Below are 12,788 nucleotides of genomic sequence, written 5' to 3'. Positions count from 1 at the left end.
TTCGCTCAGCGCCCTTCGAGCGCCTTGACAACGCTTTCGCGACGCACAGCACCAATGCATTGCTGCTGCGAGTCCACTACCAGCACCGTCCCCGTCTCAGAATCAAGTGCGGCACGAGCCAAAATATCACCATCTGATTCAGCGGAGACTACATGGGCGTCCATCGCGTCCATCACAACATGCATCACTGGCGTGCCTGCATACACAGCAGGAAGCATGTTCTGAAGCGGTTCCGGACGCACACGGTACAAGTGCGTTCCGTCTTGGCTTAGGACCAGGACAACGGTGTCGTCAAAGACCCCTGCCTCAACCGCATCGGCCACTGAAGCGTGAGGTGCGAGGCGCACGACGGGGCTGATCAACTGCCCGGCCTGCATTCCTTCGATCCGCAAACGGAAGTGTCCCAACCGAACTGACTTGACCGCTCCATCAAGCAACGGAACGATCATGACCAACAGCATCAGAAGCGTCACGAACTTGGTGTTGTGCTGGGCTTGCACCAAGAAGACGATGACGCTGACCCCGCCGGCCAAAGCGAGGATCCCGCCGATCCATCCGGCAACGATCGTGCCGATCGGCTGACGCCCGGCGATACCCCACACGATTGACTCAACTACCCTGCCGCCATCCAGGGGTAGGCCTGGCAAGAGGTTGAATACGCCGATCGCGAGGTTCGCGATGACCGTCATCATGATGAAGAACTTCAGCGGCCCATCGGGAAGTTGGGCTCCGAGCCAGATGGGTGAATAGATGATCGCGGCAAGGGCAAGGTTGGTGAGCGGCCCCACGATCGAGACGAAGAACGATTGCGACGCTTTTGGTTTCGTCGTATCGAAGCTCGTGTGCCCGCCCCACAGCGTGACTTCGATGCCCGTGGTTTTCCAACCGAGTGCCTTAGCGACGAGCGCGTGGGCGACCTCGTGGATGAGAACCGAGAACATGAGGGCGACTGTCTGTAGAAGCCCCAAGATGATCGCTACCGCGGTAGTGGTTCCTGGCAGCCAGTCTTGGACCACCACAACCACGGCGATGGGAAGGACTAAGGCTACGAAGAACCAGGATGTGGATAGTGAAACGGGTACGCCACCGATACTCCCGAGCGGGAGCGGACGGTTGTACCACGGCTGGGTGGCACCTTCGGTAGGCATGACTCATATCTTAGGTCCTAAAACGCGAACCGATTAATCGGTTGGTCTTTTCACTCGCCGAGAGGGTGACTAGGGTAACGAATAAATGCTTGAAGGTGAGGAGACTGAGCACGTGAGCAGTGACCGTGAGAGCACTCAACCGCTCGAATCATTACCGTATGAGTCGGTGCCTTTTGATTCGGTCAAGGAGTGGGTGCGCGCCCAGCCAGTCTCGGGTTCGAGTACGGATAAGTTGCGTCCGGCTGTTTTGATCGCGGCTTTCGGTGGCTTTGAGAACGCTGGCCACGCCGCGACCAGCGCCGCGGAATGGATCCTTGAACATGTCGATTCAACCTTGGCGGCCAAGTTAGAGCCTGAGGAATATTACGACTTCCTCGTCAATCGACCTTCACGTGTTGCAGGTGTCAACGGAAACCTTAAACTCGCTTGGCCTACTACGCGGTTGTATCGGTTCCGCACCCCTACCGGTTTGGACGTCGTGGTTGCTCTGGGCCCGGAACCTAACATGCGGTGGATCTCGTTTGTTGGTGAGGTTTTGATGCATGCCGAAGCCCTGAACGTTGTTATGGTCACGGCCTTGCACGCCACCGCTGAACAGATACCTCATTCAGCGAATGCCCAGGCGCGCTTGACCTCTGACTCGCGGGCTCTGCGTTCGCTGACCTCAGCGGATCGTTCGGTGGATGTGGGCCCTGCCGGCATTGTTTCGGTGCTTTCGGATACCGCGTGGGCGGCGGGTCTACCTGTTCTGGATGTGTGGGTTGATGTGCCGCGCTATGTTGCCGCGCTACAGGATCCGAAGGCCCAGATCGCTCTGATTGCGGCGCTCGATGAGCATTTCGGTTTGGATCTGCCAACCGATAGTTTGCGCGTGCACGCCGAAGAGTGGGAAGAAGCCCTCGATGCCGCGGCCGCTGAAGACCCGCGGCTGGCGACTCTCTTTTCAGAGCTTAAACAACAACATGCACAGGCCGAACACGAGACTCCGCAGGAGCGCATCGATGGGGAGGCCATCGCGGAAGAGCTCCGCCGCTACCTTTCCGGCCGCGACGACCTCACGTCCTAGACAGTCCTAGTTCCCGGCAGGCTGCAGTTCGATACCCAGTAGAGCGTTGACGGCGTCTGCAACCAAGCGAGCGGCCGCATCGGAAGTAGCTGGCCCATCGTGCGTTGCCGCGGCCCATTCATCTAGTGCGGCCAAGGCAGCTGGCGCATCGAGGTCGTTGGCAAGTGCGGCCCGCACGCGAGCCACCACATCCTCGGCCTGCTGCTGGGTGCTACGGCCCAGTGCGCTCTCCCACGTTGCGATGCGCTGATCAGCGCGTTCCAGATCTTCGTGTTCGAAAGACCAGTCGTCACGGTAGTGATGATCCAGGATGACCGCGCGGATCGCTCGTGGATCGCGCCCTTCGGCGGTCAGCTTTGAGACGAGAACGAGGTTCCCAAGCGATTTCGACATCTTGACCCCGTCAAGGCCAACCATGCCAGTGTGTGCGTAGTGTTCGGCAAGACGGTGACCGGAGACAGCGGCAGTATGGCCTGCAGAGAACTCGTGGTGCGGGAAGATGAGGTCGTTACCGCCGGCCTGGACGGTGAGCGGGCCGTCGTTGAGGCGGGCCGCCATGACGGAGCATTCGATGTGCCAGCCGGGCCGGCCGTCACCGAGGGTCCTGCCGTCCCAGGATGGTTCCCCTTCGCGGGCCACCCGCCACAGCAACGGATCCAACGGGTCGCGTTTACCTGGGCGGTCCGGGTCGCCGCCTCGTTCAGCGAAGAACTCGTTCATGGTTTCGGCGTCGTAGTGAGACACATCCCCCAACCGCCATGCATCCGTTGCTGCAGCCGCGGAGTCGAAGTAGACGTCCCCGTCTGGCTCGCCGGCCGTACCGTGCACACGGTAGGCGACACCGTCGGCGAGCATCTTCTCAACGCCTTCAACAACCCACGGGATCGCGGCAACTGCGCCCATGTAGTGCTGCGGCGGGATGACCCGCAGCGCCTCCATGTCGCCGCGGAACAGGTTGGTCTGGTCTTCAGCGAGCCATTCCCAATCCACGCCGGTATCGTCGGCCCGCTCCAGGAGCGGGTCATCGATGTCGGTCACGTTTTGAATGTAGTTCACCTCAAGGCCAGCATCGAGCCACTGCCGAATCAGCAGGTCAAAGGTCACATACGTTGAGGCGTGCCCTAAGTGTGTGGCGTCATACGGGGTGATGCCACACACGTAGATGGATGCATGCTCGTTCGTCTTGACCTCTTCGATCTTTCCTGTCGAGGTATCGAACAACCGCATCGCTGGTGGTTGTCCGGGGACCTGAGGGACGTGTGGTCGTGGCCAAGACTGCACGGGCTCTCCTTACGTTACGGGGCGGAACGCGGGCACAACACTTATCATTCGAGGCTACCGTGTGGCTCGCCCGTTTAGACCGTTGGGTCGATGAGGTTAAGACCGAGCAGGACGAACAGGATGAAGCCCAGCGCGATGCGGTACCACACGAACAGGCGGAACGAGTGGGTTGAGATGTAGCGCAGCAGCCATCCGATCACTACGAAACCGACGATGAACGCGATGACGGTGGCCAACGCGGTGGGGCCTGCACCGTATGGGCCGTCGAAACCGTCTTTGAGTGCTTTCGCGAGTTTGTAGCCGCCGGAGATCATGACCGCGGGAATCGCTAGCAGGAACGAGTAGCGGGTAGCGGCTTCACGCGAATAGCCGAGGGCCAAACCACCCGTGATGGTTCCGCCTGAACGGGATACGCCAGGGATCAACGCGAGCGCTTGGAAGAAACCATAGAAAATACCGTGTTTGACGGTGAGGTCTTGTAGCTGTCGGCGTTGTTTACCCAAGGAGTCCGCGGCCGCAAGCAAGAGGCCGAAGAACACGAGCATGAACGCCACGATCCACAGACTGCGGAAGGTTGTGTCGATCTGTTCTTCCAGTAGCAGACCGAGCACGCCGATCGGGATCGAACCGATGATGATCAGCCAACCCATGCGCGCATCGGGGTCATTGCGCGGCATCTTCCCCACGAGTGCCAGGCACCAGTGCTTGATGATCCGCACGATGTCTCGCCAGAAGAACAGCAAGACCGCGGTCTCGGTGCCTAACTGGGTGATCGCGGTGAATGCCGCGCCAGGGTCAGACCCACCAGGCAGGAAAGACCCCGTGATGCGCAAGTGCGCGGATGAAGAGATCGGAAGAAACTCAGTCAGCCCTTGAACGAGGCCGAGGATCGCTGCGTATAACCATTCCACCACTGCAGGGTATCGTGCCGAGCGGACACAACCTAGCTGTTAGTGGTGTGTTCCACCGGACCAACCAGCCAGTTAGCCACAGATTCCATCGCCGATGGGCGTTGCGACGGATGGTGCATACCTGCCGCAACGTCGCGGTAAAGACGCGAGATCTCTGAGGTACGCGTGAACCCGGCTCCACCAGAGAGCGCTCGGGCGGTCTCGATGTGGGCTTGGGCGGTGTCGGTAGCCATCGTGCGCAATGTCACCCACCGTGCGACTGTTGCCGGGCTCGGGCTGAGTCCAGCATCCAGTTCGTTGACGACTGATTCGACCACTGCATCGAGCGCGATCTGTTTCATGCCGGCCTCCGCGATAAGCGTACGCGGCGCCGGTTGTTGTGAGAGCGCCAGCCCGGTTGAGCGGGATGTGCGTTCATTCGCGCTGGTACGTGCGAGCTCGAGCGCGCGGTCTGCGATGCCGACGTACACCGAACCTGTGAGGGTCAGGAAGGAGGCGAAGATCGCCGCAACCAGCGGCTCGGTGGCATCCCACGGCTCAAAACGGGTGTGGATGGTTTCTTCTTTCATCCACGCGTCGGTGAGTTTGGTGGCAAACGATCCGGAAGCCCGCATGCCGAGTGCGTCCCACTCCCCGACTCGCTGCACGCCTTCCTGTGGTTCCACGAACCCGTAGAGCAGCTGGCCGTCATGTTTACCCATGACGCCCAGCCGCGTCCACGCCGGACCTAGGGAGGTGAACACTTTCAAGCCGTTGAGGGTATAGCCGCCTTGCCCTGGGGTCGCTTGAGTGTAGGAGTCCAGCAGCACGGCGTCGTTGCCTGGTTCGGAGACCCCAAAGGCCAATAGTTCACCTTCGGAAACCCACTGGCGCATGAACGCGAGCCGATCATCGCCCCAGGAACGCAGGATCTTGTCGACGCCGCACCACACCTGGTGCATGTTCACGGCCAGCGCGGTGGCAGGTACCGCGGCTGCCAGCATCCTTTCGGCGCGCACCAGGTCTGCGAAGCTCCACCCTGCCCCGCCTTCTTCAACTGGCAACGTAGCGGTGAAGTAGCCGGCTTCTGCGAGGTCGCGCACATCCTGGGCCGCGAACTCGTTGTTCTGGTCGTATTCAGGTGCGCGCTCACGCAGGGTTTCTAGCAGGCCGGGAGTCAGGATTGCTGTGACTCGATCAGACACGGTGATGTCCTTTCGTTCGTTGGTGGGGGCTCTATGGGTTGTGGGCGCTAGTAGTCGAGGAGGAATTCGGAGAGTACGGCGCGGCCGAAAGTGATCGATTCGATGGGTACTCGTTCATCGATCCCGTGGAACATGCCGGTGAAGTCCAGTTCAGCGGGAAGTAGCAGTGGGGCGAAACCGTATCCGTTGATTCCGAGGTCGGCTAGAGCGTTGTTATCGGTTCCTGCGCCGAGCATGTATGGCAGTACGTGGCAGCCGGAGTCGTGGCGGTTCAGGGCCTCCCGCATCGCATCGAAGATGGGGGCATCGATCGGGGCGCTGACTGATGGCCTGTGGTGGTCGATGCTGTAGGTGACGTGTTCGCCTGCGAGTTCAGCGATGCGTTCAAGCGTGGATTCGTGTTTGCCCGGTAGCGTGCGCACATCGAGCCGCGCTTGGGCTTCTTGTGGGATGACGTTGTCTTTGTAGCCGGCTTTCAGGACGGTCGGGTTGCTTGTGGTCTGTAGTGTGTTCGCGATGAACTTCACGGTGGGCCCGAGGGCTTCTAGTTGCGGCTGGGGGTTGGCGGGGTCGAATTCTGTGCCGGTGATGTGCGCGATGCCTTCAAGTAGGGCGGTGGTGGCTTCGTTGTATTCGCGGGGCCAGTCATCGCCTGCGATGCGGGCGATAGCGGTGGCCAGGTGCACGATCGGGTTTTCGTGTGTTACGGCGGATCCGTGCCCGGCGCGCCCGTGGGCGGTGAGTGCGCCCCAGGCGCGGCCTTTCTCGGCGGTTTGGACGAGGTAGAGGCGTTCGCCGTTGATGGTGGTTGAGTAGCCTCCGACTTCGCTGATGGCTTCGGTTGCGCCAGCGAATACTTCTGGGTGGTTTTTGACCATCCATAGTGCACCGTATTCGCCTCCTGCTTCTTCGTCTGCGAAGAACGCGACGATGAGGTCTCTGCGTGGTTTGAGTCCGCGGCGTGCCATGTCTCGCACGGTGGTGAGGATCATCGCGTTCATGTTTTTCATGTCTACGGCTCCGCGGCCCCAGATCATGTCGTCTTTGATGACTGCTTCGAACGGGTTGACGGACCAGTCTTCGGGTTGGGCTGGTACGACGTCGAGGTGACCGTGCACTACGAGCGCGGGCAGGTCGGGTTCGCGGCCCTCGATACGGGCCACGACGCTGGCGCGTCCTGGCGCGGATTCGTACATTGTGGGTTCGAGGCCGACTTCCTGGAGCAGCTCCATGACGTATTCGGCTGCAGGACGTTCATTGGCGGCGTCTGGATAGCTGCCGAGGTTGGTGGTGTCGATGCGGATCAGGTCTCGGCAGATCCTCACTACTTCTTGATCCAGGGATTCCCGTGTACGGGCATCAGGGGCGTGTTCGCTGGAGTATCGCGGTTCGGGATTCTGAGGCGTGAGCACGGAGTCTGGCATGCTCTCAAGTCTAGAACCCTGAAGCGCCCTGGGAATGGTGCGCACTTCGGCTCGCGAAGGATTGAACTATGCCCGGGAGGTACTCCGGCGAGTTCAAGGGGAAGAAGCGGGTTGTTCTCTACAGGGACTGTGCATTACTTTCTTTTGCGGCGACGTCTACGTTCACGCCGCTTTCGTACGCGACCTTTCAGCCAGGCGATAGCAGTTGCCCATTCTTCTTTCTGTTTCTTCACCGCCCACTTAGGTAAGAACGGATAAGGAAGAGGGACACCGCCCGCCCCGAGAAAACCAATAAATCCAATAGCTATGCCAGCGTACATTGGCACCCCTACGAACCAGAACAGCACGAACTTCGGCATATCTAGCTGAGCGAGCAATAGCGCCGCCGAAACAGAACCTGCAGCGAGCCATCCATACGGAAATATATACAGGCTTCCAAGACTCCAGACTGAGTCATACCACGCATCAGATTTCGGTTTACGCACAACCTTGACATAGTAAATCCAATACAACACCGCACAAACCAGCAAGACACCCCAGAGTAGATTGTCTTCTGCAGACACTGTCCCTTACCTTCCCGGACTCATTTAGCTCTCCGCCAAGCCGGTTTTCGAATCACTGAGTGGCCTACTTTCTTCTGCGGGAACGCAGGCGGTCCCGCAATTTCTGCATGTACTCTTTGATATAACCTATGGTTCTAACCAAGTCCTCTTTCTGTTTCATCACCGCCCACTTGGGTAAGAACGGATAAGGAAGTGGGACACCGGCTAACCCGAGAAAAGCAATAGCCACACAAAGGATGACACCCCACGGGACCAACTTCAGGAGCCAATATCCCACAACCTTAGGCAAACCGAGCTGCACAAGCAGGAATGTAGCCGAGAGAGAACCAAACATGAGCGCAAGGTAGGGATATAGGTAAAAGCTAAAGACACTCCAGGGCGATTCCCACCACGACTCATTTTTCGGGTTACGTACAACCTTGACATAGTAAATCCAATACAATATCGCCCAAGTAAGCATGGCGACCCAGAATAGATTGTCCCCTAGAGACACTGTCCCCTACCTCCCCGGACTCATTTAGCTCTCCGCCAAGCCGGTTTTCGAATCAGCGAGGGGGCCACTTCCTCTTGCGGAGACGCCTACGTTCACGCCTAATTCGTGCCCGTACCTTTCGCCTGGCTCTGCTCCTCGCCCATTCCTCTCGACGCTGCTTCACAAACCACTTAGGCACCAACGGATAAGGAAGAGGAACACCGCCTGCCCCAAGAAGCCCAATAAAAGAAAGAGCTATGCTGGCGTACATTGGCACCCCTACGAACCAGAACAGCACATACTTCGGTATATCCAGTTGAGCGAGTAATACCGCAGCCGAAATAGATCCGAGCATGAGCGAAACGTATGGATATAAGTGCAGATTCCTGATGCACCAGCCGGAGTCGTCATACCGCCAGGAATTCTTCGGATGACGCACAACCTTGACATAGTAAATCCAATACAAGACCGCCCATGTAAGTATGGCAACACAAAGTAGATTGTCCTCTACAGACACTGTCCCCTACCTCCCCGGACTCATTTAGCTCTCCGCCAAGCCGGTTTTCGAATCATTGAGGGGGCCATTTTCTTTTGCGGAGACGCCTACGTTCACGCCGTATTCGTGTCCGTTCCTTCCGCCTTGCTCTGCTCCTAGCCCATTCCTCTCGACGCTGCTTCACAAACCACTTAGGCACCAACGGATAAGGGAGAGGAACACCGCCTGCCCCAAGAAGCCCAATAAAACAAAGAGCTATGCTCGCGTACATTGGCACCCCTACGAACCAGAACAGCACGAACTTAGGCATATTCAGTTGGACGAGCAATACCGCCGCCGAAATAGAACCAAGCATGAGCAAAACGTATGGATATAAATGCAAATGTGTCATGCACCAGCCGGAGTCGTCATACCGCCAAGAGTTCTTCGGATGACGCACAACCCTGACATAGTAAATCCAATACAAGACCGCCCAAACCAGCAAGGCAACACAAAGTAGATTGTCCCCTACGGACACTGTCCCCCACCTCCCCGGGCTCAATTAGAATTCAACAATGCCGGTTTTCGAATCATTGAGGGGTCTACTTTCTTCTGCGGGAACGTAGGCGGTCCCGCAATTTCTGCATGTACTCTTTGACATAACCTATGGTTCTAGCCCATTCCTCTTTCTGTTTCTTCACCGCCCACTTAGGTAAGAACGGATAAGGAAGAGGGACACCGCCCGCCCCGAGAAAACCAATAAATCCAATAGCTATGCCAGCGTACATTGGCACCCCTACGAACCAGAACAGCACGAACTTCGGCATATCCAGCTGAGCGAGCAATAGCGCCGCCGAAACAGAACCTGCAGCGAGCCATCCATACGGAAATATATACAGGCTTCCAAGACTCCAGACTGAGTCATACCACGTATCAGATTTCGGTTTACGTACAACCTTGACATAGTAAATCCAATACAACACCGCACAAACCAGCAAGGCACCCCAGAGTAGATTGTCTCCTACAGACACTGTCCCCTACCTCCCCGGACTCAGCTAGCCGCTGGTTCGGATTCGTCTTGCCAGACTTCTATGAGCCATTGAGGTGGAAGCAGAGCCACAGCGTGTTGAAGGATGTACCAGCCGGGTGCAGGGTGTAGCTGGTGCTCTTTACGCAACATGCGGCGCTCGGTGTCATAGAGCAGATATCCGTGTGGAGTATCAAGATAGATCACCACACCGGCCTCGTCACGATCACCTGCTTGATAGGTTCCTTCGACCACGATCATCTCGTATTGGCCATCCACCAGATCTTTGGCCATCTCAGGCTGAATGTGGTTCACGGAATCAGCGAGGGCTTTCACAGAGTCGGCGAGCTCAGAAGCCGGTAGATCATCAGGGATGAGAACAGTCAGGAAGTCTTTCTTCTTAATCACTCCATGCCCTGGCTCATAGTCCCGCCGGAAGTTACGCCGCCCTAAAACCATACTGTCAATCAAAAGCGTGAACCGGCTGTCACGATCTGCAGCCATCATCGTCACGATGCCATCAGTGTGATTCTCTACCGTAGAGATAACGCCTTCCGGGCCTGTCCACACGTGAGCAACATTAACGGTGCCGTCGGCACGTCGACGCCCTACTTTCACCGCACCTAGCGTGGCGTGAAAGATCTTCCAGAACTGCTCATAGCCCGGTTCTGCTTCACCATTAGTCAACACACAAGTGCCGGTTACATCATGAAGTGTGGGACCATACCCTTCGTATTCACCACCAACCATGTACTGGTATTGTTCCCAGCTTAGAACGATTCTGGTTTCTTGTTCCTTGTGATTGTTCTCTACACTGCCCATTCGAATTCCTTCGCCCACATATATGCAACGTCTGCCCACGCGAAAAGTAGTGCCGCATGGAATGTCAACGCCACATTCATCTCAATACCGCCGCGTATCGCATTCCACTGATACAACACCACCGGTGTACCTTCCTCATTGCGGTAAGAAGCCACACGCAACACGGCCGCAGTATCATCCCCACCCAGAGTGTCCCAACCCAGGTGAATATTGCGGTATTCCGCCAGTTGGTCTGCTAACCCAGCATCCGTGGCGAGGATCTCGTTGTAATAGCCCTCATCCGTGGCGTGCCGCTGATCATAAGCCCTCTGGATGATCACGAAATTAGAACGAAACCCCTCAACACTCCAGAGTTCAGAAGGCCGTCCTTTATAGATGAACACCCCATTATCACTACCGGAGTCATCGACCTCCCAGTCCTCCGGGATAGGCAACCTGAACTTCGCATCAGGATGCTCCGGAATCTTAATCTCAACATCTGGAAAATCCATAAACAACGCCACCCTTCACGTTTCTCACCTTTACCTAAAATCCAGCCACCACACCAAAGCAGCAGCACAACAGGCCCCGCTAACCAGGCGAAAACGGGCCCAGTCAGAACAGATTCTTAAACCAGTCCATTCCTTCTTTAAACCTGTCACCAACCCAACTGCCCACATTCCCTCCAACAACACCGCCGACGACACCGCCAATAACGGCACCGGCAGCAGTGCCCACGGGGCCGCCGAAGGAGCCGATTGCGGCGCCGAGAGCTGCACCCCCTTTGGCTCCAAGTGCAGCCCCACCGGCAGTTACCCCAGCGGTTGCCCCCGCCCGCAACCCCTTCTCAACGTTGCCCATACTTGGGTATTTCCTGGAGTCTTCCTGCCAACTGCTCGCGAAGTTGACGCCACCAGCGAGCAAAACGGAGGAGCGACCAACCCACTTCGAGGCTGTAATGAGTTTGGCTTTCCGTTTGGCTTGATACTTGTTCGCTTTGCGGTTCTTTACTTCACTGACTCCGTAAATGGTTCGTCCTACCAGTAGACGTAGGAAGTCCCTAAAGCTCTCTGGCTTACGCGCGATGTTGCCAGGGTGCTTTCCCTTGATGAAACTGCTCGCAGTTCGTCTCCCGACTCTTACGAGGAGCGCTGGTTCCCATCCGGTCGTCCATTTAACGAGGCGCTCACCTAATTTGCTGCTTTTTGCAATCCACTGCAGCCACCCAGGTGCCCAATTATTTCGAACCTGAAGCGTGGTGTACTTCACCCCTGCAAAGGTCAACGCATTTTCAGTTCTACTCAACCCAAACGCGACGCTTTGCGTGATCCCACCAGCAACGCCCTCTAGATCATTCGCTCCGGTGAATTCATTCAACGTCTGTTGAAAGAAGTTCGAGTCTGCCCCGCCGTTGGCTTCATGTGCTTGCGGGGCCTTGTCTTGTGCATTCTTAGCTGATTTACCGTCAATGTTGATAGCTAGCAGGCTGTCACGGCATCGGTTCTGGACATCGTCCTTATCCTGCGCCAACACAGAAGCATCAGCTTCGATTTCCTTACGCAGACTCTCTTTCTCGTCACGCCCCGCGTCATCGTCATCATCAGGATTCATCGCCTCATAGTTACTGATTTTGTCCATGAGTGCTCTACGGCGTTGCATCAGGCCATCAAGATTAGTCGCATAGTCTCCCAGCACCCTCTTGATAGATTCGCCGGCGTCATCAAACTCACCGACCGTCTTTTCAGGGACCTTCATCGCCTCGACCACGGTAGGAGCCTCAGGCGCTACATACTGGCCTTGAATAGGACGCCACCGAGCATGCACGGTTTTCATGGCATCAGCTGCATCACCAAACCTCGAGTGCAAACCAGATACCCGTGTCCGGATCTCATCCGGATCATCAACCTCTACGACGTTGAAGCTCACTCACCTCACCCCGGCATGTCGATATTGCCTGGGACTGGGCACACGTTGGCAGTCATCTGCTGGTCCCCACCCCAATACAGCTTCAACGCATCACTCGTGGAGCCTGTTGCGGTACGGATCTTAGACATCACACCATCCGCGGTAGGCTCAACAGCACCCTCTTTAACAGCAACTAACGCCCCAGCAACAGCAGGAGAATGCTTCAACACCTCCTGCATACCATCCAACCCAGCTTTCACATCAGCGAAAGCATCATCCAGATCATCAGCGGCGCTGTTGGTTGCTGTAACAGTCTGCGTAGCGGCCGCGTGATGGATATCAAAGTGCATGTGTCACAACTTTCTGAAAGAACAGTCCATCTACCCCCCTTAGAAGAGGGGGCACACCCTTGGCTAGCCGATATTCGCTACAGCATTACGAGCACGCGACTGCGTAGACACAGCCGTCTCATCATTACTAGCCAACGTCTCACGCACCAAACTAATAATCCCCCGCACCTCATTCGAAGCG

General features: G+C 57.0%; 12 protein-coding genes. 1 reads left to right on the top strand and 11 read right to left on the bottom strand.

From position 1 onward, the window contains the following. Positions 1-5 precede the first annotated feature (5 nt). Positions 6-1,148 (bottom strand): site-2 protease family protein, encoded by a 1,143-nt coding sequence (locus tag MHJ63_RS09045; protein WP_052048325.1) that lies wholly within the window; start codon positions 1,146-1,148, stop codon positions 6-8. A gap of 112 nt (positions 1,149-1,260) precedes the next feature. Here MHJ63_RS09045 and MHJ63_RS09040 point away from each other — a divergent pair, with 112 nt between their 5' ends. After that, positions 1,261-2,214, top strand: a complete 954-nt coding sequence (locus MHJ63_RS09040; RefSeq protein WP_239447230.1) for a PAC2 family protein — start codon at positions 1,261-1,263, stop codon at positions 2,212-2,214. Positions 2,215-2,220: 6 nt separating this feature from the next. Here MHJ63_RS09040 and mshC read toward each other — a convergent pair whose 3' ends face one another. From mshC to MHJ63_RS08990, 10 genes are all read right to left on the bottom strand, one after another. Continuing rightward, entirely contained in the window at positions 2,221-3,495 is a 1,275-nt protein-coding gene (gene mshC / locus MHJ63_RS09035; RefSeq protein ID WP_239447229.1) for a cysteine--1-D-myo-inosityl 2-amino-2-deoxy-alpha-D-glucopyranoside ligase, read from the bottom strand. Between the two features lie 74 nt (positions 3,496-3,569). Further along, positions 3,570-4,406: an undecaprenyl-diphosphate phosphatase gene (locus tag MHJ63_RS09030; protein WP_035755390.1), complete on the bottom strand. Its 837-nt coding sequence runs from the start codon at positions 4,404-4,406 to the stop codon at positions 3,570-3,572. Positions 4,407-4,438: 32 nt separating this feature from the next. After that, on the bottom strand, positions 4,439-5,590 hold the full coding sequence (locus MHJ63_RS09025; protein WP_239447228.1) for an acyl-CoA dehydrogenase family protein: 1,152 nt from the start codon (positions 5,588-5,590) through the stop codon (positions 4,439-4,441). A 47-nt stretch (positions 5,591-5,637) separates the two neighbouring features. Continuing rightward, entirely contained in the window at positions 5,638-7,014 is a 1,377-nt protein-coding gene (locus MHJ63_RS09020) for a M20/M25/M40 family metallo-hydrolase (RefSeq protein WP_083289535.1), read from the bottom strand. Between the two features lie 134 nt (positions 7,015-7,148). Further along, positions 7,149-7,577, bottom strand: coding sequence for a hypothetical protein (locus MHJ63_RS09015; protein ID WP_141739762.1), 429 nt, complete (start codon positions 7,575-7,577; stop codon positions 7,149-7,151). Between the two features lie 1,549 nt (positions 7,578-9,126). Further along, on the bottom strand, positions 9,127-9,555 hold the full coding sequence (locus MHJ63_RS09010; protein ID WP_239447227.1) for a hypothetical protein: 429 nt from the start codon (positions 9,553-9,555) through the stop codon (positions 9,127-9,129). 20 nt (positions 9,556-9,575) lie between these two features. Beyond that, on the bottom strand, positions 9,576-10,169 hold the full coding sequence (locus MHJ63_RS09005; RefSeq protein WP_239447226.1) for a hypothetical protein: 594 nt from the start codon (positions 10,167-10,169) through the stop codon (positions 9,576-9,578). Positions 10,170-10,360: 191 nt separating this feature from the next. Then, complete coding sequence (locus MHJ63_RS09000) at positions 10,361-10,864, bottom strand: hypothetical protein (RefSeq protein ID WP_070492061.1); 504 nt, start codon at positions 10,862-10,864, stop codon at positions 10,361-10,363. A 103-nt stretch (positions 10,865-10,967) separates the two neighbouring features. Next, on the bottom strand, positions 10,968-12,278 hold the full coding sequence (locus MHJ63_RS08995; RefSeq protein WP_239447242.1) for a hypothetical protein: 1,311 nt from the start codon (positions 12,276-12,278) through the stop codon (positions 10,968-10,970). 5 nt (positions 12,279-12,283) lie between these two features. Beyond that, the gene (locus tag MHJ63_RS08990) at positions 12,284-12,607 is read right to left on the bottom strand and encodes a hypothetical protein (protein ID WP_070492055.1); all 324 of its coding nucleotides are present in this window, start codon (positions 12,605-12,607) and stop codon (positions 12,284-12,286) included. Between the last annotated feature and the right edge of the window lie 181 nt (positions 12,608-12,788).

Source organism: Pseudoglutamicibacter albus (assembly GCF_022346425.1).
Classification (GTDB): Bacteria; Actinomycetota; Actinomycetes; order Actinomycetales; family Micrococcaceae; genus Pseudoglutamicibacter; species Pseudoglutamicibacter albus.
Note: the sequence above shows the minus strand (reverse complement) of the source record. Positions and strands in the feature narration are given on the sequence as shown.